Source organism: Gryllotalpicola koreensis, assembly GCF_039538185.1.
Taxonomy (GTDB): Bacteria; Actinomycetota; Actinomycetes; order Actinomycetales; family Microbacteriaceae; genus Gryllotalpicola; species Gryllotalpicola koreensis.
Map to the genome: position 1 here is coordinate 556,874 of NZ_BAABBW010000002.1, position 21,951 is coordinate 578,824.

Annotated in this window: 26 protein-coding genes and 1 pseudogene; 13 read left to right on the top strand and 14 right to left on the bottom strand. The window is 70.2% G+C overall.

The genetic code is table 11. The features are described 5' to 3' along the window. Window positions 1-27 precede the first annotated feature (27 nt). On the bottom strand, window positions 28-1,053 hold the full coding sequence (locus ABD708_RS07600; RefSeq protein WP_344752909.1) for an aldo/keto reductase: 1,026 nt from the start codon (window positions 1,051-1,053) through the stop codon (window positions 28-30). Between the two features lie 121 nt (window positions 1,054-1,174). On the opposite strand from ABD708_RS07600, the gene ABD708_RS07605 reads away from it, so the two are divergent. Beyond that, the gene (locus tag ABD708_RS07605) at window positions 1,175-1,762 is read left to right on the top strand and encodes a TetR/AcrR family transcriptional regulator (RefSeq protein ID WP_344752911.1); all 588 of its coding nucleotides are present in this window, start codon (window positions 1,175-1,177) and stop codon (window positions 1,760-1,762) included. A gap of 16 nt (window positions 1,763-1,778) precedes the next feature. Here the strand turns inward: ABD708_RS07605 and ABD708_RS07610 are convergent, their stop codons facing one another. Together ABD708_RS07610 and ABD708_RS07615 are read right to left on the bottom strand one after the other, a co-directional pair. Further along, a complete protein-coding gene (locus tag ABD708_RS07610) occupies window positions 1,779-2,198 on the bottom strand; it encodes a type II toxin-antitoxin system VapC family toxin (protein WP_344752913.1) in 420 nt (139 codons plus the stop codon). 8 nt (window positions 2,199-2,206) lie between these two features. Beyond that, window positions 2,207-2,434 carry a FitA-like ribbon-helix-helix domain-containing protein gene (locus ABD708_RS07615; RefSeq protein ID WP_344752915.1) on the bottom strand — a complete coding sequence of 76 codons (228 nt, stop codon included), beginning with the start codon at window positions 2,432-2,434 and terminating at the stop codon, window positions 2,207-2,209. Between the two features lie 118 nt (window positions 2,435-2,552). Between ABD708_RS07615 and ABD708_RS07620 the strand changes: the two genes are divergently transcribed. Beyond that, window positions 2,553-3,470, top strand: coding sequence for a cation efflux transmembrane domain-containing protein (locus tag ABD708_RS07620; RefSeq protein ID WP_344752917.1), 918 nt, complete (start codon window positions 2,553-2,555; stop codon window positions 3,468-3,470). Between the two features lie 40 nt (window positions 3,471-3,510). Here the strand turns inward: ABD708_RS07620 and ABD708_RS07625 are convergent, their stop codons facing one another. Then, window positions 3,511-4,242, bottom strand: coding sequence for an SDR family NAD(P)-dependent oxidoreductase (locus ABD708_RS07625; protein WP_344752920.1), 732 nt, complete (start codon window positions 4,240-4,242; stop codon window positions 3,511-3,513). 41 nt (window positions 4,243-4,283) lie between these two features. On the opposite strand from ABD708_RS07625, the pseudogene ABD708_RS07630 reads away from it, so the two are divergent. Beyond that, window positions 4,284-4,981, top strand: a pseudogene (locus ABD708_RS07630) (SDR family oxidoreductase). A gap of 27 nt (window positions 4,982-5,008) precedes the next feature. Beyond that, window positions 5,009-5,521, top strand: coding sequence for a GNAT family N-acetyltransferase (locus ABD708_RS07635; protein ID WP_344752923.1), 513 nt, complete (start codon window positions 5,009-5,011; stop codon window positions 5,519-5,521). 15 nt (window positions 5,522-5,536) lie between these two features. Here the strand turns inward: ABD708_RS07635 and ABD708_RS07640 are convergent, their stop codons facing one another. The 5 genes from ABD708_RS07640 to ABD708_RS07660 all read right to left on the bottom strand — a co-directional run bounded on the left by ABD708_RS07640 (window position 5,537) and on the right by ABD708_RS07660 (window position 10,301). Then, window positions 5,537-7,222 carry a cation:proton antiporter gene (locus ABD708_RS07640; protein ID WP_344752926.1) on the bottom strand — a complete coding sequence of 562 codons (1,686 nt, stop codon included), beginning with the start codon at window positions 7,220-7,222 and terminating at the stop codon, window positions 5,537-5,539. A gap of 38 nt (window positions 7,223-7,260) precedes the next feature. Further along, window positions 7,261-7,977: a hypothetical protein gene (locus ABD708_RS07645; RefSeq protein WP_344752929.1), complete on the bottom strand. Its 717-nt coding sequence runs from the start codon at window positions 7,975-7,977 to the stop codon at window positions 7,261-7,263. Window positions 7,978-8,001: 24 nt separating this feature from the next. Next, window positions 8,002-8,850: a hypothetical protein gene (locus tag ABD708_RS07650; protein ID WP_344752932.1), complete on the bottom strand. Its 849-nt coding sequence runs from the start codon at window positions 8,848-8,850 to the stop codon at window positions 8,002-8,004. Continuing rightward, window positions 8,850-9,437, bottom strand: a complete 588-nt coding sequence (locus tag ABD708_RS07655) for a sigma-70 family RNA polymerase sigma factor (protein WP_344752935.1) — start codon at window positions 9,435-9,437, stop codon at window positions 8,850-8,852. The genes ABD708_RS07650 and ABD708_RS07655 overlap by 1 nt, the downstream gene beginning before the upstream one ends. 405 nt (window positions 9,438-9,842) lie before the next feature. Further along, the gene (locus ABD708_RS07660) at window positions 9,843-10,301 is read right to left on the bottom strand and encodes a MarR family winged helix-turn-helix transcriptional regulator (RefSeq protein ID WP_344752938.1); all 459 of its coding nucleotides are present in this window, start codon (window positions 10,299-10,301) and stop codon (window positions 9,843-9,845) included. 75 nt (window positions 10,302-10,376) lie between these two features. On the opposite strand from ABD708_RS07660, the gene ABD708_RS07665 reads away from it, so the two are divergent. Genes ABD708_RS07665 through ABD708_RS07675 form a run of 3 tightly spaced genes read left to right on the top strand, consistent with a single transcriptional unit; the run spans window position 10,377 to window position 12,397 of the window. Continuing rightward, on the top strand, window positions 10,377-11,336 hold the full coding sequence (locus tag ABD708_RS07665; RefSeq protein ID WP_344752940.1) for a zinc-binding alcohol dehydrogenase family protein: 960 nt from the start codon (window positions 10,377-10,379) through the stop codon (window positions 11,334-11,336). Between the two features lie 37 nt (window positions 11,337-11,373). Then, a complete protein-coding gene (locus tag ABD708_RS07670) occupies window positions 11,374-11,919 on the top strand; it encodes an MOSC domain-containing protein (RefSeq protein ID WP_344752942.1) in 546 nt (181 codons plus the stop codon). Window position 11,920: 1 nt separating this feature from the next. After that, window positions 11,921-12,397: a 2'-5' RNA ligase family protein gene (locus ABD708_RS07675; RefSeq protein ID WP_344752944.1), complete on the top strand. Its 477-nt coding sequence runs from the start codon at window positions 11,921-11,923 to the stop codon at window positions 12,395-12,397. Between the two features lie 14 nt (window positions 12,398-12,411). Here ABD708_RS07675 and ABD708_RS07680 read toward each other — a convergent pair whose 3' ends face one another. Together ABD708_RS07680 and ABD708_RS07685 are read right to left on the bottom strand one after the other, a co-directional pair. After that, complete coding sequence (locus ABD708_RS07680; RefSeq protein WP_344752946.1) at window positions 12,412-12,738, bottom strand: ArsR/SmtB family transcription factor; 327 nt, start codon at window positions 12,736-12,738, stop codon at window positions 12,412-12,414. Beyond that, a complete protein-coding gene (locus ABD708_RS07685; RefSeq protein ID WP_344752948.1) occupies window positions 12,735-13,196 on the bottom strand; it encodes an SRPBCC domain-containing protein in 462 nt (153 codons plus the stop codon). Before ABD708_RS07685 ends, ABD708_RS07680 begins: the two co-directional genes overlap by 4 nt. 75 nt (window positions 13,197-13,271) lie before the next feature. On the opposite strand from ABD708_RS07685, the gene ABD708_RS07690 reads away from it, so the two are divergent. Then, complete coding sequence (locus ABD708_RS07690) at window positions 13,272-13,646, top strand: VOC family protein (RefSeq protein WP_344752950.1); 375 nt, start codon at window positions 13,272-13,274, stop codon at window positions 13,644-13,646. 17 nt (window positions 13,647-13,663) lie between these two features. Here ABD708_RS07690 and ABD708_RS07695 read toward each other — a convergent pair whose 3' ends face one another. The 3 genes from ABD708_RS07695 to trpD are packed head-to-tail and all read right to left on the bottom strand — an operon-like array spanning window position 13,664 to window position 16,635. Then, the gene (locus ABD708_RS07695) at window positions 13,664-14,725 is read right to left on the bottom strand and encodes an LLM class F420-dependent oxidoreductase (protein ID WP_344752952.1); all 1,062 of its coding nucleotides are present in this window, start codon (window positions 14,723-14,725) and stop codon (window positions 13,664-13,666) included. A 42-nt stretch (window positions 14,726-14,767) separates the two neighbouring features. Continuing rightward, window positions 14,768-15,589: a shikimate 5-dehydrogenase gene (locus ABD708_RS07700; protein WP_344752954.1), complete on the bottom strand. Its 822-nt coding sequence runs from the start codon at window positions 15,587-15,589 to the stop codon at window positions 14,768-14,770. Further along, on the bottom strand, window positions 15,586-16,635 hold the full coding sequence (gene trpD, locus ABD708_RS07705; protein WP_344752956.1) for an anthranilate phosphoribosyltransferase: 1,050 nt from the start codon (window positions 16,633-16,635) through the stop codon (window positions 15,586-15,588). Before trpD ends, ABD708_RS07700 begins: the two co-directional genes overlap by 4 nt. Before the next feature lie 45 nt (window positions 16,636-16,680). Here trpD and ctaE point away from each other — a divergent pair, with 45 nt between their 5' ends. From ctaE to ABD708_RS07730, 5 genes are read left to right on the top strand one after another with little or no spacing between them, the layout of a single operon-like run. Further along, complete coding sequence (gene ctaE, locus ABD708_RS07710) at window positions 16,681-17,322, top strand: aa3-type cytochrome oxidase subunit III (protein ID WP_344752958.1); 642 nt, start codon at window positions 16,681-16,683, stop codon at window positions 17,320-17,322. 25 nt (window positions 17,323-17,347) lie between these two features. Then, window positions 17,348-18,178 (top strand): cytochrome bc1 complex diheme cytochrome c subunit, encoded by an 831-nt coding sequence (qcrC, locus tag ABD708_RS07715; RefSeq protein ID WP_344752960.1) that lies wholly within the window; start codon window positions 17,348-17,350, stop codon window positions 18,176-18,178. Window positions 18,179-18,219: 41 nt separating this feature from the next. Then, window positions 18,220-19,308, top strand: a complete 1,089-nt coding sequence (gene qcrA / locus ABD708_RS07720; RefSeq protein ID WP_344752962.1) for a cytochrome bc1 complex Rieske iron-sulfur subunit — start codon at window positions 18,220-18,222, stop codon at window positions 19,306-19,308. Next, window positions 19,305-20,987, top strand: coding sequence for a cytochrome bc1 complex cytochrome b subunit (gene qcrB, locus ABD708_RS07725; protein WP_344752964.1), 1,683 nt, complete (start codon window positions 19,305-19,307; stop codon window positions 20,985-20,987). Before qcrA ends, qcrB begins: the two co-directional genes overlap by 4 nt. Before the next feature lie 28 nt (window positions 20,988-21,015). Beyond that, entirely contained in the window at window positions 21,016-21,840 is an 825-nt protein-coding gene (locus ABD708_RS07730; RefSeq protein ID WP_344752966.1) for a putative RNA methyltransferase, read from the top strand. Window positions 21,841-21,951 lie beyond the last annotated feature (111 nt).

A 21,951-nucleotide genomic window follows, 5' to 3' on the forward strand; every position in this document is an offset into this window, starting at 1 on the left:
AGGCCGAATCCGCGACCGGCCGCGAAGCTACGCCGCTGAGCGCTCAGCCGCCGCGCGTCGACGCAGCCGAGGCTCGCCGACCTCCGGCCCCCGGTAGACCATGTCCATCGCGCCGATGCTCTCGCCGGGCGGGACGATCGCGTCGATGCGGTCCAGGATCTCATCCGAAAGCGCGACGCCGACTCCGGCAAGCGTGTCCTCGAGCTGTTCCATGGTGCGCGGCCCCGCGATCGCCGAGGTGACGCCCGGGTGCGCGATCACAAACGCCATGGCGAGATGCGTCAGCGGAATGCCGACCTCATCGGCCAGAGCCACCAGCTGTTCGACAGCCGCGAGCCGGCGCTCGTCGCGGAAGTGCCGCATGCCCGTGCGCGTCGAGCGGAAGTTGTCGTTCTCTCCCCCGGCCCGATAACGCCCGGTCAGCGTTCCACCGGCGAGCGGACTGTACACGAGCGTGCCCATCCCGTAGCGCTGGGCAACCGGCAGGATCTCGCGCTCGATCTCGCGGTCGAGGATCGAGTAGTTCGGCTGCTCGGTGCGGAAGCGCTCGAAACCGCGCCGTTCGGCGACCCACTGCGCCTCGACGATCTCGGAGCCGCGCATCGATGACGAGCCGATCGCGCGCACCTTGCCCTGCCGCACGAGATCGGTGAGCGCCGAGAGCGTCTCGTCGATATCGGTGTCGGGGTCGGGCCGGTGCAGCTGGTACAGGTCGAGGTAGTCGGTCTGCAGGTTTCGCAGCGAGCGCTCGACGGCCTGCACGATCCAGCGACGCGAGGCACCGCGGTGATTGATGTCGTCATCGACGGGACCCCAGAACTTGGTGGCGAGCACGACGTCGTCGCGCCGGCCCTTGAGCGCCTCCCCCACGACCTCCTCTGAGTCGCCGTAGCGATCGGCGGTGTCGATGAAGTTCACTCCCCCGTCGAGTGCGCGGTGGATGATCCGGATGCCTTCCTGCCGATCCGGATTGCCGAGCGACCCGAGCATCATGGCGCCGAGTGCGTATGGGGTGACCTTGATGCCGGTTCGGCCGAGGGTGCGGTACTGCATGGCTACTCCCCTGCTGGCATCCGTTCGGATGCCGTGTGATGATAGAAACGGAACGATGTCCCGTTAGCCGATGACTATACGGAACACTGTCCCGTTTATCAAGTGAGCAAGGAGAGATCGGATGCCGAGAGCCGACGCGCAACGCAACGTCGACGCCCTCCTGGCCGCCGCCAAGGAGGAGTTCGACGCTCACGGCGTCGATGTCGGCATCCGTGCCATCGCCGCACGCGCCGGCGTCGGAACCGCGACGCTGTACCGCCACTTCCCGCACCGCTCCGACCTGATCGCCGCCGTCTTCCGACGCGAGATCGACGACGTCACCGCCCAGGCCGCGCAGCTCGCGCAGTCACACGAGCCCGGCGAGGCTCTCGAGCTCTGGGTGCAGCGCTACACCGCGTTCGTTGCGACCAAGCACGGCCTCGGGTCGGCCCTGCACTCGGGCAACCCGGCCTACAGCGGCCTGCGGGAGTACTTCGAGGGCAATGCCGGGCCCGCGCTGCAGCGGCTGCTCGACAGCGCCGCCAAAGCCGGGGTGATCCGCGACGGCGTCGACCCGTTCGAGCTCATCAGCGCGATCGCCAACCTGTCTGCGCCGGCGCCGGCAGGCGCAGACCCGGCACGCGCGACGCGCATGGTCAGGTTGCTGCTCGACGGGCTGCGCTACGGGGCGGGCGCGACCGAGATCGAACGGCGCTCCGCGGCCGGCTGAGCCCGGCATCCTCCGTTCAGGCGCTCGGTTCCCACGGATTCACAAGAGGGACCCCGAGCGGCTCGACGTGCTTGAGGTTGCGCGTCGCCATCGTCAGGTCGTTCGCCGCCGCGACCGCGGCGATCAGCGCGTCGTCCATCGGCGCACCCTCGGGCACGGGCCAGCCGGCGAGCACGCGCGCAGCCGCGAAGTCGAACGGCAGCACCCTCCCCGCGAAGCCCGGCACGACACCCTGCTCGAACCAGTGCCGCAGCATCTCGCCCTGCGCGGGATCGCTCGATTCGGCTCGACGAACTCCGCGCTCGATCTCGGCGACGGTGAAGGCGGAGATGAACAGCTCCCCCAGCGGAATCCCGGACGCCCACTCGGCCGCCCGGGGATTCAGCCCCGGTCGGCGCAGCGCGGAGACGACATTGGTGTCGAGCAGGTAGCCCATGCGCGCGCTTACAGGTCGGCCGTGCGCGCGGTGGCGCCGAGGCGCTCGGGATCGAACTCGATCTCGACGCTCTCCGGATGTGCGAGGAAGTCGACGATGGTCTTCGTCGCCCCTTCGAGCGCGGCGCCGAGGATGTCGCGCGCCTCCGCCTCCATCGAGCGGCGATTGCGCTGCGCCCGCGCCGCCAGCCGGGCCTTCGTGCCCTCGGGCAGGTTGCGGATCAGAATGCTCTCCACGCGACTCCCTCAGCAGTCATCCGTTTGATATCACTTCATGATATCGCCAGGGTCTCGTCACTGCACCGGCGGCCGATCCCGTTGTGATCGCCTCGCCGTTCCGCCACGCTTGACGGCCATGGACGTTGATGAGGCCGCTGCGGCCGTTCGCGCCGAGCGCCGCGTCCTCACCGTGTCGCTGCTCGCCGCCGCGGTGCTCGGCGTCGGCGCGGTCGTGTGGGGCCTCGTCGCGGACGCGGGGGCGCTGATCTTCGACGGGGTGTACACCCTCGCCGGGATCGCCCTGTCGGCCGCCTCGCTGCTCGCCTCCCGTGCGGCAGCCTCGGCGCCCTCCCGCCGCTTCCCGTTCGGGAAGCAGGCCGCGGTGCCGATTGCCGTCGTGATCCAGGGCGCGGCGCTCGGCGGAACGCTCCTCTACGCGGTCATCACCGCCGTGCAGACGATCATCGCGGGCGGCTCGGCGGCCTCGCAAACGGCGCTGCTCGCCTACGGGGTGCTGGCCGGGGTGTACTCGGTGCTCGTGGCGCTGATCCTGCGCTCGCCCGCGCGCGACTCGGATCTCGCGCGGGCCGAGGTCGTCAGCTGGCGGGCAGGAACCGTCCTCAGCCTCGTCATCGCCGTCGGCGGCGCCGCGGGCCTGCTTCTTGAGCGCACCGCGCTCGGAGGGCTGAGCGTGTTCATGGACCCCGTCCTCGTGCTGATCGCCGTGGCGATCACGGCTGCGATGCCGTTACAGCTCATCCGCAGCGGCATGCACGAGCTTCTCGAGGGCGCCCCGCCGCCGGAGATCCTCGCCCGCATCGAAGCAGCCGTCGAGGAGGCGCGCGCAGCCTTCGGGCTGCCGGTTCCCCTGATCCGGTCGACGAAGCTCGGCCGGCGCCTGTACGTCGAGGTCGACTTCGTCGTCGCCCACGACCGCTGGGACGTGGATGCCGAGGACCGCGTTCGACACGCCATCGTCGACCGCCTCGAAGAGCTTCCGTTCGATCTCTGGGCGGCCGTCGAGCTGACAACCGACGAGAGCCTCGCCACCTGAGCCCAGCGAGCGGAGCGAGCGGCGGACGACGAGCTGCGCCTCAGCCGACGCGCTCGCCGTCGGCGAAGATCGCGCCGCTCGGGCCGCCTGCCGGCAGCGTCGCGGCCTGCACGATCCACCCGGCCGCGACCGACGGCGGCTGGTCCTCCTCGTCGGCGCCGAGCTCGGGGTGCGTATCGGCGCGACCCGGGTCGACCGCGTTCACGAGCACCTCGGTGTCGCGGAACGCCGCCGCGAGCATCTGCGTGAGGTAGTTGAGCGTGTGCTCGGCAAGAGAGTACGCCGGGGCGCCCACGTCACCGGGGTGCTGCCCCAGATAGGAGATCTGCTGGTAGGCGCCGCTCGAGAGGTTGACGACGCGCGCCGCAGGCGCCGCCTCGAGCACTCCGCGCAGCGCGACGGTGAGCAGCCACGGGCCGATGACGTCGACGTCGAAGGCCGCCTGCACGTGCTCGATCGACACATCCAGCGCGGAGCCCGTGTTCATGTCGGGGAAGACGCTCGCGTTGTTGATGAGCGCGTCGAGCTGCCCGTGATCGACTCGGATGCGCTCCGCGATGCGCGCGAACTCGGTGGGGTCGCCGAGGTCGAGCCGGTACCCCTCTGCGCTGAACCCCGCCTCGCGCAGCGCCATCGCCTGCTCTTCGGACTGGGCGTCGGTGCGCGAGGTGACGATGACATGGAAGCCCTGCTCGCCGAGAGCGAAGGCCGTGGCCATGCCGATTCCTGCGGGCCGGCCGGCGCCGGTGATGAGTGCGACCTTCTGGGTCATGGTGCTCCTCTTTCGTGTGCTGCACCACATACTCTCGTGGAATGACCGACAGTCAGGCATCCGATCACCTGCCCATCGCCCTCGTGACGGGTGCGACGCGCGGAATCGGGCACGCGATCGCCGTCGAATTGGGGCGCACGCATCACGTGCTCGTGGGCGGACGCAGCACGGATGCCGCCGCCGCGGTCGCCTCCCGGCTGCCGTCGGCCGAGCCGTACGTCGCCGATCTCGCGGCGGCTGAGCTGCCCCCGCTCCCCCAGCGCCTCGACGTGCTCGTGCACTCCGCCGGCGTCGAGGAGGGCGGCCGCATCGCCGACACCGACCGCGCCACGTGGGAGCGCGTGTTCGCGACCAACGTCTTCGCCGTCGCGGAGCTGACCCGGCTCGCCTGCCGCCGCTGCGCGCCGCGCGCGGCATCGTGGTCGCGATCAACAGCGGCTCGGGGTTCAACTCCGGCCCCGGCGGCGGGGTCTACGCCGCCTCGAAGTTCGCCCTGCGCGCCTTCGCCGACGCGCTGCGCGAAGAGGAGCGGCCGAACGGCGTGCGCGTCTCGAGCGTCCATCCGGGCCGCACGGATTCTGACATGCAGCGCACCCTCACGGCGAAGCTCGGCGAGGAGTACGACACCGCCTACTTCCTCGCCCCAGAGGACGTCGCGGCCGCCGTGCGCCTCGTCGTCGACCTGCCCGAGCGCGGCACGGTCGAGACGCTCTCGGTGCGGCCGACGCGGCGCCGCTGAACCGGCCGCCCTCGCTACGCTCGACGAGTGACGTACCCCGACTCCCCCACTGACCTCGGCAGCGCAGTGCTGCGACGCGCGCAGCCCGGCGACGAGGTCGGCATCCTCGCTTGTATTCAGGCGCTCGCCGACTACGAGCACGAGCCGGATGCCGTCAAGAACACGCCGAAGGCGCTCGCCGCGACGCTGTTCGGCGAGAACCCTTGCGTGTTCGCCCACGTGGTCGAGAAGGGCGGCGAGATCGTCGCGATCGCGATCTGGTTCCTCAACTACTCCACCTGGAACGGCACGAACGGCATCTACCTCGAAGACCTGTTCGTGCAGGAATCCGAGCGCCGCAACGGCTACGGCCGCGCACTGCTGCAGCGGCTCGCGCAGCTCGCCGTCGCTCGCGGCTACGGCCGCTTCGAGTGGTCGGTGCTCGACTGGAACGCGCCCTCGATCGCGTTCTACCGGTCCATCGGCGCCGTGGGCATGGACGAGTGGACGGTGCAGCGGGTGACCGGGGATGCCTTGACCGCGCTCGCCGCAGCACGGTAGCTCAGAGCCGGCAGCTCAGTCAGCCGCGGTGCCGCCCGCGAGCGAGCCGCGCAGCTCCATCGCGATCTCGCTCGCGTCGAGGTTGAGCAATGCGTTCTCGAGCACGTCGGCGTCGAAGGTGCCGGTGTCGCGCGCGTCGAGCAGCGCCGCGCGCTGGGCCGCGATCACCGCGAGCCGGTGCGCTCTGGCCTGCTCGAAGCGCTGCGCGGTCGGCGCGCCCTCGAGCTTCGGCAAGTCGGGCACCGACTGGGCGCTCGTGCGCAAGATCTCGAAGAGGCGGTTCCGCTCTGCCTCCGCCTGCTCGGCCACCGCCTTCTCGTCGACCTTCGGCGCGAGCAGCCTGAGCAGCCATCCGACCGTCCCGCCCTGGACGAGCAGCGAGAGCGCGGCCACGGTGAACGCGATCAGCACGAGCACGGATCTCTGGGGCGTGTCCACGGGCAGTGTCTGCGCGGCGGCGACCGTGACCGCCCCGCGCATGCCGGCCCAGACGACGATGCCGCCCTCCCGCCACCCGAGCGGCTGGCGGCGGAAATAGTCGATGTCGGCGAGCATCTGGGTGACGCGCCGGGCCACCATGTCGAGCCGCCGCGGCGATGCGGGGCGGCCGAGCTCGTTCGCACGCTCGATGACCTTGAGGCGGCCGGTCTCGGTACCGAACTGGTCCTGCATGCTGAGCAGGCGGTCCTCTGATCGCCTGCCCCGATGCGTGCGCCGGCCGAGCACCAGGAGCAACGGCGCGACATAGGCGGCGCGCACGAGCAGCGTGACGCCGAGCGCCGCGGCTGCGATCAGCACCGACACGAGCACGCCGGCATGATCCCGCTCGACGCCCTCCACGATCTGCTTGATCTGGATGCCCATGGTGAGGAACACGACGCCCTCGAGCACCAGCTCGACCGTGCGCCAGTTCTGCGAGTCCGAGAGCCGGTTCTGCGGCGACAGATCACGAGGGGCACGGATGCCGGTCACGAGACCCGCCACGACGGCGGCGACGAGCCCCGACGCCTGCAGCACCTCGGCCGGCACCGACGCGAGGAACGGCACCGTGAAGGAGATCAGGGTGTTCACCGCCGGCTGCCGCACGTGCTTGCGCGCGATCAGTCCGAGCCAGCCGACCACCCAGCCGATCACCGACGCGACGACCACCGAGAACGCGAAGCTGCCCACGGCCCCCCAGAACGAGAAGCTGGCGGCCACGGCGACGATGGCCGTGCGCAGCAGCACGAGGGCGGTCGCGTCGTTCAGCAGGCTCTCGCCGTCGAGCAGCGCGACAACCCGCTTGGAGACCGGCGTCTTCTTGATGATCGAGGTGGCCACGGCATCCGTCGGGCTCACGATCGCGCCCAGCGCGACGCCCCACGCGAAACCCAGCCCGGGCACGACGAGCGCGAAGAACGCGCCGAGCACGAGCGAGCTCGCGACCACGAGCAGCACCGACAGCCCGCTGATCGCGCCGAACTCGCGGCGGAAGTTCATGGCAGGCATCGACACGGCCGTCGAGTACAGCAGCGGCGGCAGCACGCCGGCGAGGATCAGCTCCGGCTCGACATGCACCTGGGCGAACACCGGCAGGAAGCTCGCCGCGACGCCGACCGCGACGAGCACGAGCGGTGCTGCGATGCCGAGCCGGGGCCCGAAGACGCTCGCGCCGGCGATCGCCACGAACGCGGCGACCATCAGGATGAGCAGTTCCGTCACGCTCTACAGAGTGGCACGAACGCCATGCGACTCGGCGGTCAGTGACCCGCGAGCTGCGACAGCCCGGTGACGGCGCCGAGGACGAGGAAGACGACGCCCGCGATCACGATGCCCCAGGCGATGAGCGGCCGGAAGTCGCGCTGGAGCAGCCGGGCGTAGGCCCGGTTGACGCGGGCGGCGACGACGGGCATCCGTCGCCATACGTAGCCTGCCGCGAGATACGGCCCGACGACCGCGACCAGGAATACGGCGAAGAGGACGAGCTGCAGCGTGATGTGCACCGTCGCACCGGCGATGACGCGCCCGGTGACGTACATCGTGACAGGGGGCCAGACGCCCAGCGTGTTGGCGAAGCCGACGCCGATCATCGCCTGCGGGTGCTGCTCGCGCACGTGCGCCTCGGCCGGAGCCGGGGTGCGTCGGGGGCGCCTGGCGTACCGGGCGAAGACCAGGCCGCCGATCACGAGCACCGCACCTGCGATGAGGTCGACGGCCGCCTGAACGAGCAGATGTGCGACCTGGCCGCTCAGCGCGGTCGCCAGCGTCGTGGGGTCGAAAGTGCGGAAGGCGAGCAGCAGCACCGTCGCGCTGAGCGCCATGCCGATGCAGAGGAACACGATCGGGCGCCGCGGGCTGCCGCCTCGGGCGAGCAGGTGCAGCGTCACACCGTAGAGCGGCGGGCTGAAGCCGAAGGTCAGCCCGAGCAGGACGAGGCTGACGAGCGCTCCGAGTACCCGCGCCAGTTCACCGCCCACTCCCCGATCGTAGGGTGAGTCCGCTCAGTCGCCGCGGTGCGACGCCGACGGCGAGGCCGGCGGGTGCGTTGGCTGCGGCTTGGGCGATGACGTGTGCCGCTGCGGACTCGGAGAAGGCGACGGATGCCCATGCGAGGTCCGCTCCGGCTGCGGCGACGACGTCGGAGCGGGCTCGGAAACCGGTGCGGGCGTGCTCGTCGGCTGCGGATATGGGGTCGGCGCCGGGTAGCCACCGGAGTCCGGATCACCCGTCGGTGCTGTGGAGGGGCTCGCCGGGTATCCGGTCGGTGTCGGCTGGGGCGTGCCCGTCAACGACGAGGAGGTCGAATACGAGGGGTACCACAATCGGCGCTCGGCGCTCCAGTCCGACCACCACTGCTCCGGCGCCGTGCCTGGAGCGGCAGCTGCTGCGCTCGCCCGACTCGGTGAAGGCTCGTCGGTCGCATCAGGCGTCTGAGCCCCGGAGCCGCCCTGCGGCGTGGTTCGCTCGGCCTCCGGCGCGCTGGGCGGCGGCGCCTCGGTCGGCGTGGCGATCACCTGTGCCGATGCCGGCGGAACCCCCTGTCCCACGTCGACGACGAACTGCTGCACCGGCGCGGGCAGCCGATCGGTCGCGGCTGCGCTCAGGCCGCCGCCCGCGGCGACCACGATCGAGACGCCGAGCGACACACCCCAGAGGCCGCCGCGGCGGCGCGGCACCCGCCGGCCGCCGCCGCCCGGAGCGTCGCGCGGGGTGAGGCCCCTCGCCGTCTCCGCGATCTCGGCGAGCAGGCGCCCGGCCGGGTCGTCGCCGGCGTCGGCGTTCGCCGCGACGGCGCTGAGCAGGGCGTCGTCGGCCTCGAGCTTCGCCAGGTCGTCGTCCTGAGGTGTCATCACGCCCCCCTCGTCGCGTCGTCGGGTCGGTCGCCGCCGCTCAGATCGGCCCGCAGCGCCGAGAGCGCGCGATGTTGGATGACCCGCACGTTCGCGGCCGTCGTGCCGAGCGCCTCGCCGACCTCTTCGGCGCTGAGCTCGCCGACGACGCGCAGCAGCAGCACATCGCGGTGACGGTCAGGCAGACCGTCGAGCTGGGTGAGCAGGCCGCGCAGCGCGTCGTCGCGCTCGGCCTGCTCCAACGGACCGGGCGCGCCCGAGCTCACCTCGGGCAGGTCGGCCACCGCCACCTCGGGCCGGCGCCCCCGGGACCGCTGCGACATCAGCACCTTGTTCGACGCGATGCCGAACACGAACGAGGTGAATCGTCCCGAATCGCCGTCGAATCGGGGCAGTGCCTCCGCCAGCGCCACGCACGTCTCCTGCGTCACGTCTTCTGCTTCCTCTCTGGTCCCGATACGCGCCATTGCGTATCGGAAGATGCGGGCACGGACGTGCCGGATGACATCGCTCACGGCAGCTGCGTCGCCGGCTTGCGCTCGGCTGATCAGCCCCGACAGCTCGTCTCCCCCGTCTGTCTGTTGCATCGCGGTCTATTGTCCCCCATAAGGGGGTCATGTGATCAAGTCCGGTTCCGGCCGGCGCGACCTGCCTCACCGGCCGGAACTCTGGGCGCTCAGCCGCGGAGCGGAAGAGGTACGAGTGCAGGCCTCGTGGCGGATGGTGCTGCGACTGCCTCGGCCGCCGTGGAGGCGATCGCCCTCGGCGCATTCGCGTTCGCGGCGAATGCTGCGACGACTCCGCCGCCTGTGACGGCGGCGATGCCTGCTGAGAGCCTGATCGATGTACCGGGCCGGTGCATGGTCGGATGCCTCCGTTCCGTTTCCCCTGCGGCGGCCGAGGCGGCCGTCATGAGGGTGCATTGCCGTGACCCCCGAATGTGTTACACGGATTCCGGAATCCGTCAGGTCCGACGCCCGCCGGGCATCCGCTCAGGCGGTCATCCCCCGCGCCTCGGGGCGCAGGCCCGCATGGCCGATCATGCGCTCCAGCAGGGTCTGCAGTTGATCTTGGGATGCCGCGTCGAGCCCGTCGATGAGCGGGGCGAGGGCGTCGCCGACGGAGGCCCGCACCTGCTGTGCCAGCACCTCTCCCGCCGGCGCGATCGTGACGCGCGATGCGCGGCGGTCGTCGCCGTCGGGCACGCGCTGCAGCAGCCCGCGCTTCTCGGCGCGCACCACGAGACCCGAGAGCGTCGACTTCTCGAGCCCCAGCACCTGCGCGAGCTCACTCATGCGCAGCGTGCGGTCGCGCAGGATCGCGATCGCCCGGAACTGCGTCAGCGACAGCTCGCGCTCGGATGCCGCGGCGCTCAGCACCGCCATGGTCGCGAACGCCACCTGCGCGAGCGCGTCGACGAGGTCCTCTTCCCCGTCCTCCGTGTCCGTCATCAGGCCAGCATAGTTGACATGGTTCGTCTTACCAACTATTTTGGTTCGTAACGCGAATCAATTCGGAGGTGCCCCATGAAAGCAGCCGTCGTCACCGACTTCACCCGACCGCCGCAGTACGCCGACTTCGCGGACCCGATCGCCCACGACGAGCACGAGCTCGTCGTCGAGGTGCTCGCCGTGGGGCTGCATCCGCGCGTGCGCTCGCAGGCGAGCGGCTCGCACTACACGAGCACCGACGCGCTGCCGCTGGTTCCCGGCGTCGACGGCGTGGGCCGAGACGCGGAGGGGCGGCTGCGCTACTTCGTGCTCGACGACCCGGTGCTCGGGGCCATGGCCGAGCGCACCGTGATCGACGCGCGCCGCAGCGTCGTGCTGCCTGACGGCGCAGATCCCATCGCAATCGCCGCAGCCATGAACCCCGTCATGTCGTCGTGGCTCGCGCTGAGGAAGCGCGCCTCCTTCCAGCCAGGGCAGAGCGTGCTGATCCTTGGCGCGACCGGCAGCGCCGGGCGTATGGCCGTGCAGGTCGCGAACCACTTCAGCGCGGGGCGCGTCGTGGTGGCCGGCCGGAACCCGGAGCGGCTCGCCCTCGCAGCGGCCGGTGCCCAGGCATCCGTCTCGTTGCTCGATCGTGACGATGAGATCGCCGCCGCTCTCGCCCGCGAAGCGGCCGAGGTCGACGTCGTCCTCGACTACGTCTGGGGGCCCCTCACGACGCTCGCGATGACCGTGCTCGTGACCGCCCGACCCGATCGCGGCAAACCGCTCACCTGGGTCGAGATCGGCTCGGTCGCAGGGCAGGCCGCGGCGATCCCGTCAGCGGCGCTGCGGCAAGCGAAGCTCACGCTCGTCGGCAGCGGTCAGGGCTCGGTCGGGGTGCGCGAGATCCTCGGCGAGTTGCCGGAGATGGCCACCGCGATCGCCTCCGGCGCGTTCTCGGTCGAGGCCGTGCCCGTGCCGCTCGCCGAGGTCGAGCGCGCCTTCGCCGACCCGGCCCTCGGCGAGGCACGCGTCGTCATCGTGCCGAGCTGACGACCAGCCCACCGAGCCCGCGCCATAGGCTCGAGCCATGACCGATACAGCGCGCGTCATCGCGGTTCACGCCAGTGCGGCGCACAGCTTCTCCAAGCCGCAGGCAGACGGAATCGAACTCCATGAGGGGCGCGGAGTCGTGGGGGACGCGCACTACGGCGTCACCGTGCAGCACCGCTCCCGGGTGCGGGCCGACCCCTCGCAGCCGAACCTGCGCCAGGTTCATCTGATGCACGCCGAGCTGTTCGACGGGCTTGCGGATGACGGGTTCCGCGTCTCGCCGGGCCAGCTGGGCGAGAACGTGACCACCCGCGGCATCCCCCTGCTCGAGCTGCCGGTCGGAACGCGCCTCACCATCGGCGACGCCGTGATCACCCTGACGGGTCTGCGCAACCCCTGCCAGCAGATCAACGACTTCCAGGGCGGCCTGCTGAAGCGCCTCACCTACAAGGACGATGACGGCGAGGTGGTGAGACTCGCCGGGGTCATGGGCATCGTCTCCCGCTCCGGCCGGATTCAGGCAGGCGACACCATCGGCGTCGATCTGCCCGCCGAGCCGCACTTCCGGCTGACCCGCGTGTGACGTGCGCTTCTTCGTCGTCGTGCTGCCGCTCGCGCCGCTCTCGGTCGGCGCGGGATTCCGGCGCGACAGCTGGCCGGCGCACGTCACGCTGATCCCGCCGTTCCAGACGGATGCCCCTGCCGAGCCGGTTCTCGAGGCGATCAGGGCCGCCGCGTCAGGCCACGCGCCGCTCGTCGCGCGCGGTGAGAGCCACGCGAGGTTCGGGCGGCGCCGCGACGTGCCCGTCACGACCATCGAGCTGACGCCGGAGTTCGAGGCGCTGCACGTCGACGTGCTCGCCGCGGTCGACCGCTTCCTCGGCCGCGGCGTGCACCTCTCGCACGTCGGGCCGCGGGACTATCGCCCGCACGTGACGGTGCAGCAGGGCGGAGCACTCGAGCCCGGGGAATCCGTCACCCTCCCCCAGCTCGCCGTCGTGGACATGCGCCCGCACGGCGACGCGCGCCATCGCGCGGTCGTCGCGACCGTGCCGCTGTAAGACGCGACGAGCTCTCAGTCGGCCTCGGCTGCGCGCTTCAGGGCACCGAGCTGCTGCTGCCACGAGCGCGCGAGCGACTCGAGCCAGTGCGCGGTGCCCATGATCGCCTCAGGCCGGGCGGCGAAGACATGCTCGCGACCCCGGCGCTCGCGCGCGACGAGGCCGGCGCCTTCGAGCACGGCGAGGTGTTTGACGAGGGCCTGCCGCGTCAGCGGCATCCGCTCCGCCAGGCGCGAGGCGCTCGCCGGGCCGGCCGTCAGCTGCTGCATGATCGCGCGCTTCGACGGCTCGACGAGGGCCGCCATGACCGCGAGCTCGCGCGCCGGTGCGACGGCGGTCATGCGGCCAGCTTCGCGAGCAGGGCGAGCTCCTGCCCCCAGCCCTCGGTGTTGTCTGCATGGTTCGCGGCGATCCTGTCCGGGGTGATCGCAAGCGCGCAGAAGCCGCTCTCGACGACTTCGACGACGACGCGGCCGGATGCCGGGCGCAGCGTGAACTCGACGAGGGTGGACCCCGTCGGGCCGGTGGCATCGCGCCCGGCGGCAGCATGTGGAGCCCAGCGGAACGCCGCGTACTCGTTCTCGATCAGCTCGACCACGACCAGCCGCCACACGCCGGCACCGTGCCCGCGCACCTCAGCGACGAGGGTACCGTCGGGCTGGGCGCTGAGCGACACCTCGTGCTCCTGCAGCTCGCCGTCGTTGATCCACCACCCGGGCTCGCTCACCAGCTTCCACACCCGCTCGATCGGCGCGTCGATCTCGATGCTCTGCCGGATCTCATCCACCTGCGTCACCATCATGATTCCTTCCACTAACTGCAACTCATCAGTTGCACTATACGGAATGTCGGTGGTCACTTCTACCGTCAGGACATGGATTGGAAGATCGAGCTCATTTTCGTGCCGGTGTCCGATGTCGACCGCGCACGCGATTTCTACGTCGATCAGGTGGGCTTCCACCTCGACTACGACCAGCGGGTCAGCGACGAGCTGCGCTTCGTGCAGCTCACTCCCCCGGGGTCGGCCTGCTCCATCGCGTTCGGCACCGGGCTCGGCGTCGACATGCCGGTGGGCGGCCAGCGCGGCATCCAGGTCGTGATCCCCGATGCGGATGCCGCGCGCGAGCGTCTCGTCGCGAACGGCGTCGCCGCGAGCCCCGTCGAAGACCTCGCCTGGGGCCGCTTCGTGCGGTTCGCCGACCCCGACGGCAACACCTGGTCGCTGCAGCAGCTCCCCCAGCGCGGCTGAGCCGCTACGCGCCCACGTCAGTGCTCATCGAGAATCGCACGCAGCAGCTCGATCGCCGCGACGCGCTCCTCGTGGGTGCGGTCGGCGGGCTGCACGAGCAAGGTCGTCGCGCCGGCCGCGACGAGCGCATCGACACGCTCCGCGATCTCGTCGCGGCTCCCGATGAGCGACACGGCCCGCGCGAGCTCCTCGGGCACGGCGAACGCCGCGTCGTCCTTCTCGCCGCCGAGGAACAGCCGCTGGATCTCGGCCGCCTCGGCCTCGTAGCCGTAGCGCACCGCGAGGTCGTAGTAGAAGTTGCGGCCGCGCGCCCCCATGCCGCCGACGTACAGCGCGATCTGCTGCCGCACCATCATCAGCGCGTAGTCGGTGAACTCCCCCGTGTACAGCGCGACGGGCACCAGCACGTCGAGCTTCCCGAGCTCGGGTGCGCGCTTCGCCGCGCCCTGCGCGAGCGCCTCGCCCCACACCGAGGCCGCTTTCTCGGGGTGGAAGAAGATGGGCGTCCAGCCGTTCGCGATCTCGGCGGTCTGCGCGACCGACTTCGGCGAGAGCGCCGCGATGTGCACCGGCACGGCCGGGCGCACCGGGTGGTTGATGATGCGCAGCGCCTTGCCGGCACCCACGGCGCCCGGGGCTGATGCGGGCAGCGGCAGCTCGTAGTGGCGGCCGGAGTGCTGGAGCGGCTCGCGCCGCCACACCTGCCGGCAGATCTCGATGATCTCGCGGGTGCGGCCGAGCGGCGCATCGAACGGCACGCCGTGGAATCCCTCGATGACCTGCGCGCCGCTCGATCCGAGTCCGAGTTCGAAGCGGCCGCCCGACAGCGAGTCCAGACCCGCCGCGGTCATGGCGAGCAGCGCGGGCGTGCGCGAGTAGATCGGCAGGATGTCGCTCGCGAGCGCCGCCGTTTTCGTGATCGCCGCGAGGTAGCCGAGCTGGCTGACGGCGTCGAACGAATACGTCTCACTGACGCTGAACAGTTCGGCCCCCGCTGCCTCGAAGTCGGGCACCTCTGCCACGACCTGCTGGAAGTCCTGCGCGTACCCGAGCACCACGCCCAGTCTGGCTCGCCCCATTGCGATCCCTCTCCGTTATGGATTCCTGATGAATATCTGCGGTTACGGCCGCGACGCGTATTCCTCGGCGTGCGCCACCTGCTCCGGCGTCACCGCGACGCCCGTGTACAACTCAAACTGCGCCGCTGCCTGCAGCGCGATCACCTCGCCGCCCGTGACCACGTGCTTCCCCGCGGCACGGGCCGCGCGGATCAGCGGGGTCTCGACCGGCATCGCGACGACATCGAAGACGACGGATGCCTGAGCCACCTGCTCGTCCGCAAAGGACTGCGCCCCGGCATCCGCCCCTCCCGCCATGCCGATCGGCGTGACGTTCACGATGATCGGGGCGCCGAGCCCGTCCGGCGCCTCTGCCCAGTCCCAGCCGAGCTCGGCGGCGAGCCCCTGGCCGGCCAGCGGATTGCGCGCCACGATCGTGCCGGCGAAGCCCGCGTCGCGGAACGCCGCCGCGACGGCGCGGCCCATGCCGCCGCTGCCACGCAGCAGCACCTTCTGATCACGCGACAGCCCGTGCGCGGCGATCAGCTGCTCGATGGCGAGGTAGTCGGTGTTGTAGGCGGTGAGGACCCCGTCGTCGTTGACGATCGTGTTGACCGACTGGATCGCCGCGGCCGACGGCGTGAGCTCGTCGACGAGCGGGATCACGGCCTCCTTCCACGGCATCGAGACCGAACAGCCGCGGATGCCGAGCGCGCGCACCCCGCCGATCGCCGCGTCGATGTCGTCCGTCGTCATCGCCTTGTAGACGAAGTCGAGGCCGAGCTGCTCGTAGAGCCAGTTGTGGAAGCGGGTGCCGTGATTGCTCGGCCGCGCGGCGAGCGAGATGCACAGCTGCGTTGATCTGTTCAGCTCGGGCCGGCTCATCGGGCGGCCGCCACCCACTCCTCGAGCTTGGCCGCGGCCGCGCCGGAGTCGACGGACTGGGCGGCGAGCTCGAGGTTCTCGCGGAAGCGGTGCAGGATCGGCCGGTCGCCCTGCGACGGGTCGGCCGCCAGCTGATACGCGATCAGTCCGGCCGCCGCGTTCAGCAGCACGATGTCGCGCACGGCGCCGCGCTCGCCGTCGAGCACCCGGCGGATCACCCCGGCGTTGTGCGCGGGGTCGCCACCCGTGATGTCGGCAATCGTGGCGCGCGGCAGGCCGAGGTCGCGCGGCTCGATGTCGTGCTCGGTGACCAGCCCGTTGCTGATCTCCCAGATGTGGCTGTGGCCGGTGGTCGACAGCTCGTCGAGGCCGTCGTCGCCGCGGAAGACGAGCGCCGTCGCTCCCCGCGTCTGGAACACGCCCGTGATGAGCGGCACGCGGTCGAGGTTCGACACGCCGACGGCGGACGCCTCAGGTCGGGCCGGGTTGCACAGGGGCCCCAGAAAATTGAACACGGTGGGCACACCGAGATCGCCGCGGGTCTTTGCCGCGTTGCCGAAGCCCGGGTGGAAGAGCGAGGCCCAGGCGAAGGTGATGCCGGCCCGGTGGAAGGTCTCGGCCACGGCCTCTGGCGAGCGGGACAGATCGATGCCGAGGGCAGCGAGGACATCGGATGCCCCGGACGACGACGACACGGCGCGATTGCCGTGCTTGATGACCGGAACGCCCGCCGCGGCGCAGACGATCGACGCCATCGTGGAGATGTTGACCGTGCGGAAGCGATCACCGCCGGTGCCGACGATGTCGAGCGCCATCGGGTCGAGTTCGAGGGGCTTCGCGTGCTCGAGGATCGCGTCGCGGAAGCCCACGATCTCATCGACCGTCTCGCCCTTGACCCGCAGGGCGACGAGGAAGCCGGCGATCTGGGCATCCGTTGCGGCACCCAACATAATCTGGTCCATGGCCCAGCTGGCCTCGGTGATGCTCAGATCCTCCCCCTCGAGCAGCGCGCCGATGATCGCAGGCCACGTGAGGGATTCCGCCATGCCGAGAATCCTAACGGGCGCAACCCCCTTCGGGATTCGGACATAATGGGGTTTGTGACGAGCACCTCCATTACCCCCCAGGCGGCTCCGGTCGTCGCTCGACCGAACGTCGTCGCCGTCGGCACGATCGTCTGGCTGGGAAGCGAGGTGATGTTCTTCGCCGGCCTGTTCGCGATCTACTTCACCCTGCGCTCCACCTCACCGAGCCTGTGGGCCATCTCGACCCCGCACCTCGCCATCCCGTGGGCGACGGGCAACACGATCATCCTCGTGCTGAGCTCGTTCACCTGCCAGTGGGGCGTGTTCGCGGCCGAGAAGCTGCAGGCGCGCAAGACGGGCGGCATCTTCCAGTTCTGGAAGTGGGGCATGGTCGAGTGGTTCACGCTGACCTACGCCATGGGCGCCGTCTTCGTCTGCGGGCAGATCGTCGAGTACGCGAACCTGGTGCATGAGGGCATTGCGATCAGCTCGAGCGCGTACGGCAGCGCGTTCTACCTCACGACCGGCTTCCACGCCATGCACGTCACCGGCGGCCTGATCGCCTTCCTGCTGACCATCGGGCGCGCCTTCGCCGTCAAGCAGTTCGGCCACAAGGAGGCGACCACCGCGATCGTTGTGTCGTACTACTGGCACTTCGTCGACGTGGTGTGGATCGGCCTGTTCTTCATCATCTACGTCCTCAAGTAAGCACCCTCGGAGAGATCCCCCTCACATGGCAAAGCTGAACCAGCCGACAGCGAGCGGACGCGCAAAGTCCGCGCAGCGCAAGACCGGTCGCCGTCACCCCCTCGCCACCCTTGCGCTGATCGCCATCGGCCTCGGTCTCACCGGCGGTGTCTACGCCGTCGCGACCTCGACCTCTTCGGCCTCCGCCGACACCGCGAGCGCGTCACAGCAGCAGGTCGACGACGGCCAGAAGCTCTTCCAGGCGAACTGCGCCACCTGCCACGGCATGAACGCCGTCGGCACCACGGTGGGCCCGAGCCTCATCGGCGTCGGCGCCGCTGCCGTCGACTTCCAGGTCGGCACCGGCCGCATGCCGATGGCCTCGAGCGGCCCCCAGGCGCAGGAGAAGACGCCGCAGTTCACGCAGGAGCAGACCAACGAGCTCGCGGCATACGTCGCCTCGCTCGCCCCCGGTCCCGGGATCCCTGCCGAGAAGTACACCGACGGCAAGGGCGACGCCGCGGCGGGTGCCGAGCTGTTCCGCATCAACTGCGCCATGTGCCACAACGTCGCCGGCGCCGGCGGCGCGCTCACCGAGGGCAAGTACGCGCCGCCGCTGAAGGGCGTCAGCCCCGTGCACATCTACGAGGCCATGCTCACCGGACCCCAGAACATGCCCGTCTTCAACGATCGGAACATCACCCCGACGCAGAAGGCCGACATCATCACCTATCTGACCTTCCTCGAGAAGAACCCCTCGCCGGGCGGTTTCGCCCTGGGCGACCTCGGCCCCGTCGCCGAGGGTCTGTTCCTCTGGATCTTCGGTCTCGGCTCGATCGTGGGTCTCGCCGTGTGGATCACGGCCAAGTCCAACTGACGATCGAACGACGACACCACAGCAGCGCAAGAAGGAGAGCAATGGCACAGGACGATAGCGGGAGCGTCGAGCTCGCCGAGACGTCGTCGACGGCCCTCGAGCACCCGGCCGACCACGAGCGCCCCGGCGACCCCGGCACCGCGATCATCCTCCAGGATGCGCCGGTCAACCCCGGGTTCCCCGCCCACCGGCCCCGTGTAGGCGACACCGACCCGAAGCAGAACCGCCGCACCGAGCGGACGGTCTTCACGCTGTTCTACCTGTCGATCGCCGGCAGCGTCTGGGCCATCGCCGCGTACCTCGCTTTCCCGATCGAGTCGGGCAATCTGCACGACATCCGCATCTCCACGCTGTTCATCGGCCTCGGCATGGTGCTGGCCCTTCTCGGCATCGGCATCGGCGCTGTGCACTGGGCGAAGGCCCTCATGGCCGACCACGAGGGCATCGACATCCGCCACCCCGTCCGCGGAAGCGACGAGACCCGCGAGCGCTCCATCGAGATCTTCGAAGAGGCGAACGAGGAGTCCGGCTTCGGCCGCCGCACCCTGATCCGCAACTCGCTGATCGGCGCCCTCGTCGCCTTCCCGCTGCCCGCCGTCGTCCTGTTCCGCGGCCTCGCGCCCCAGAACGTGGACCCCGTCAAGGAGCTCAAGCACACGATGTGGGCCAAGGGCACGCGGCTCACGAAGGACCCGACCGGTCTGCCGATCAAGGCGTCGGATGTCACGCTCGGCTCCGTCTTCCACGTGATCCCCGACGGGCTCAACGACCGCGAAGACGCGCTCGAGCAGAAGGCCACCGCGGCCGTGCTGCTCATGCGCCTCAAGCCGGAGGACCTGCACGTCTCGCCCGACCGCAAGGACTGGAACTACCACGGCATCGTGGCCTACTCCAAGATCTGCACCCACGTCGGCTGCCCCGTCGCGCTCTACGAGCAGCAGACCCACCACCTGCTGTGCCCGTGCCACCAGTCGCAGTTCGACATCACGCACGAGGCCCGTGTCATCTTCGGCCCGGCCGGCCGGCCGCTGCCGCAGCTGCCCATCACGGTCGACGACGAGGGCTACCTCGTCGCACGCAGCGACTTCCACGAACCCGTCGGCCCGAGCTTCTGGGAGCGCAATTCATGAGCACGAGCACTGAGACCCGGCCGGCCGAGACCCCGCGCGCTGAATCCGCTCGCGGCGGGATTCCGCCGGTCAAGCGCGACGGCCTCTTCGGCGCCACAGCCAACTACCTCGACGAGCGCACGAGCATCTCGGCCGTCGTCAAGGAGTTCGGCCGCAAGATCTTCCCCGACCACTGGTCGTTCCTGCTCGGCGAGGTCGCGCTCTACAGCTTCGTCGTCATCCTCATCACGGGCGTCTTCCTGACGTTCTTCTTCCAGGCGTCGATGGCCGAGGTCGTCTACAACGGCCCGTGGGTGCCCCTCAAGGGCATCCAGATGTCGGCTGCGCTCGACTCGACGCTGCACATCAGCTTCGAGGTGCGCGGCGGCCTGCTGATCCGCCAGATCCACCACTGGGCCGCGCTGCTCTTCGTGGCATCCATCGGCCTGCACATGCTGCGCATCTTCTTCACCGGTGCGTTCCGCAAGCCGCGCGAGATCAACTGGGTGATCGGCTTCACGCTGTTCATCCTGGCTCTGGCCGAGGGCTTCACCGGCTACTCGCTGCCCGACGACCTGCTCTCCGGCAACGGTCTGCGCATCATCTCGGGCATGATCGAGGGCATCCCGCTCGTCGGCACCTGGATCAACTTCCTGCTGTTCGGCGGGGCGTACCCGGGCACGGCGATCGTCGGCCGCCTGTACACGCTGCACATCCTGCTGCTGCCGGCCCTGGTGGTCGCGTTCATCGCCCTCCACCTCGTGTTCGTGGTCGTGCACAAGCACACGCAGTTCGCGGGTCCCGGCCGCACGCAGAACAACGTGGTCGGCTACCCGATCCTCCCCGTGTACGCGGCGAAGGCCGGCGGTTTCTTCTTCATCGTGTTCGGCGTCATCGTGCTGATGGCCTCGCTCTTCACGATCAACCCGATCTGGGAGTACGGACCGTACGACCCCTCCCCGATCTCCGCAGGAACGCAGCCTGACTGGTACATCGGCTTCGCCGACGGCATGCTGCGGCTGATCCCGCCGCACCTCGAGACGTACTGGCTGCACCGCACCTGGTCGTGGTTCATCATCATCCCGATCGCGATCCTCGGCCTGTTCATCGTGCTCGTCTGGATCTACCCCTTCATCGAGGCGTGGATCACCGGCGATAAGCGCGAGCACCACATCCTCGACCGCCCGCGCAACGCGGCGACCCGCACGGCCATCGGCGCGGCCGGCGTCACGTTCTACGCGGCGATGTGGGCAGCGGCTTCCGGCGACCTGATCGCCACGCACTTCAAGCTCACCATCGAGGGCGTGACGCATACGATCCAGCTGTCGCTGATCCTGGGGCCGATCGTCGCCTACTTCGTCACGAAGCGCATCTGCATCGCGCTGCAGAAGAAGGACCGCTCGCTGGCCCTGCACGGCTACGAGTCCGGCCGCATCGTGCGCCTGCCCGGCGGCGAGTTCATCGAGGTGCACCAGCCCGTCGACGAGTACACCCGGTGGCACCTGGTCAGCAACGAGAGCTACGCGCCGCTCGTGGTGCGACCCGACTCACGCGGTCGCATCACGCAGGCCACGCGCTTCCGCGCCGCGATGTCGCGCTGGTTCTTCACCGACCGCCTGACGCCGCTGACGCAGACTGAGATCGAGGCCGCGGCCCACCACGGTCACGGCGCCCCCGAGATCGAGGGCGGCTCCCACTAGGCGCACTGCGCCCCCGTTCGGGCATCGCATGTCTGTGCAGACTCTTGCTGCATGGCTGCGGTGCCCGAACTGCGTCGCGGAGCTGACGGATGCCGGACCTCAGGTGCTCGGCTGCGCGAACGGTCACCGCTTCGACGTGAACCGGCGCGGCTACGTGACGCTGCTGCCACCGCGCAGTCGGGTCGTCGGAGACAGCGCAGGCATGCTGGACGCCCGGGCCGAGCTGCTGGCGTCAGGCGCTTATGCGCCGATCCGCGATGCTCTGATCGCCGCTGTGCGCCCGTTTGAGCCCCGAAAGGTGCTCGATTCCGGCACAGGCACGGGCTGGTATCTCCAGGGGCTCCTGGACGCCTTGGGCGGAGGCGCACGAGGTCTCGCCTCTGATCTCTCCCCCGCTGCCGTCGCTCGTGCCCTTCGCGGACGCGCCGACGTCGACGGCCTCGTCGCCGACGTGCACGCTCCTCTCCCCATCAGGGACGGGGTGACGGATGCCGTGACGGTGGTCTTCGCGCCCCGGAACCCGCCGGAGTTCGCCCGTCTCCTGCGGCCGGGCGGGGTGCTCGCGGTCGTCGTGCCGCGCGCCGACCATCTCGCGGAGCTGCGTGCGATGAGCCCCATGCTCGACGTGCCCGCGGGGAAGGCGGGCGCGCTCGAGGCATCTGTCGCCCCCTGGTTCTCCCCCGTGTCGGCGCGGCATGTGCGCTATGAGCTGCCGCTCACCGCGGACCGTGCCGCGCAGCTGCAGGGCATGGGGCCGTCGGCGCACCATGTGGGCGGCGCTCTCGTCGACGCGACCGCGCTGCCGGCATCCGTCACGGTCTCGGTCGACGTGCTCGCCTTCACCCGCCGCTGACACCCCAGCCGCCGGGTCGTCGATTAATCGCGCCTGCCCGCTCATGAGCGCGCATTTGTGACGACCGGCGTCGCCACCCACCCACCGGTCGTCACAAACGCACGCAAACCC

Coding starts and splice junctions, on each gene's coding strand:
- ABD708_RS07600 (WP_344752909.1), bottom strand. CDS start 1,053: ATGCAGTACCGCACCCTCGGCCGAACCGGCATCAAGGTCACCCCATAC.
- ABD708_RS07605 (WP_344752911.1), top strand. CDS start 1,175: ATGCCGAGAGCCGACGCGCAACGCAACGTCGACGCCCTCCTGGCCGCC.
- ABD708_RS07610 (WP_344752913.1), bottom strand. CDS start 2,198: ATGGGCTACCTGCTCGACACCAATGTCGTCTCCGCGCTGCGCCGACCG.
- ABD708_RS07620 (WP_344752917.1), top strand. CDS start 2,553: ATGGACGTTGATGAGGCCGCTGCGGCCGTTCGCGCCGAGCGCCGCGTC.
- ABD708_RS07625 (WP_344752920.1), bottom strand. CDS start 4,242: ATGACCCAGAAGGTCGCACTCATCACCGGCGCCGGCCGGCCCGCAGGA.
- ABD708_RS07650 (WP_344752932.1), bottom strand. CDS start 8,850: ATGACACCTCAGGACGACGACCTGGCGAAGCTCGAGGCCGACGACGCC.
- ABD708_RS07655 (WP_344752935.1), bottom strand. CDS start 9,437: ATGCAACAGACAGACGGGGGAGACGAGCTGTCGGGGCTGATCAGCCGA.
- ABD708_RS07660 (WP_344752938.1), bottom strand. CDS start 10,301: ATGACGGACACGGAGGACGGGGAAGAGGACCTCGTCGACGCGCTCGCG.
- ABD708_RS07665 (WP_344752940.1), top strand. CDS start 10,377: ATGAAAGCAGCCGTCGTCACCGACTTCACCCGACCGCCGCAGTACGCC.
- ABD708_RS07670 (WP_344752942.1), top strand. CDS start 11,374: ATGACCGATACAGCGCGCGTCATCGCGGTTCACGCCAGTGCGGCGCAC.
- ABD708_RS07680 (WP_344752946.1), bottom strand. CDS start 12,738: ATGACCGCCGTCGCACCGGCGCGCGAGCTCGCGGTCATGGCGGCCCTC.
- ABD708_RS07685 (WP_344752948.1), bottom strand. CDS start 13,196: ATGGTGACGCAGGTGGATGAGATCCGGCAGAGCATCGAGATCGACGCG.
- ABD708_RS07690 (WP_344752950.1), top strand. CDS start 13,272: ATGGATTGGAAGATCGAGCTCATTTTCGTGCCGGTGTCCGATGTCGAC.
- ABD708_RS07695 (WP_344752952.1), bottom strand. CDS start 14,725: ATGGGGCGAGCCAGACTGGGCGTGGTGCTCGGGTACGCGCAGGACTTC.
- ABD708_RS07700 (WP_344752954.1), bottom strand. CDS start 15,589: ATGAGCCGGCCCGAGCTGAACAGATCAACGCAGCTGTGCATCTCGCTC.
- trpD (WP_344752956.1), bottom strand. CDS start 16,635: ATGGCGGAATCCCTCACGTGGCCTGCGATCATCGGCGCGCTGCTCGAG.
- ctaE (WP_344752958.1), top strand. CDS start 16,681: ATGGGGTTTGTGACGAGCACCTCCATTACCCCCCAGGCGGCTCCGGTC.
- qcrC (WP_344752960.1), top strand. CDS start 17,348: ATGGCAAAGCTGAACCAGCCGACAGCGAGCGGACGCGCAAAGTCCGCG.
- qcrA (WP_344752962.1), top strand. CDS start 18,220: ATGGCACAGGACGATAGCGGGAGCGTCGAGCTCGCCGAGACGTCGTCG.
- qcrB (WP_344752964.1), top strand. CDS start 19,305: ATGAGCACGAGCACTGAGACCCGGCCGGCCGAGACCCCGCGCGCTGAA.
- ABD708_RS07730 (WP_344752966.1), top strand. CDS start 21,016: ATGTCTGTGCAGACTCTTGCTGCATGGCTGCGGTGCCCGAACTGCGTC.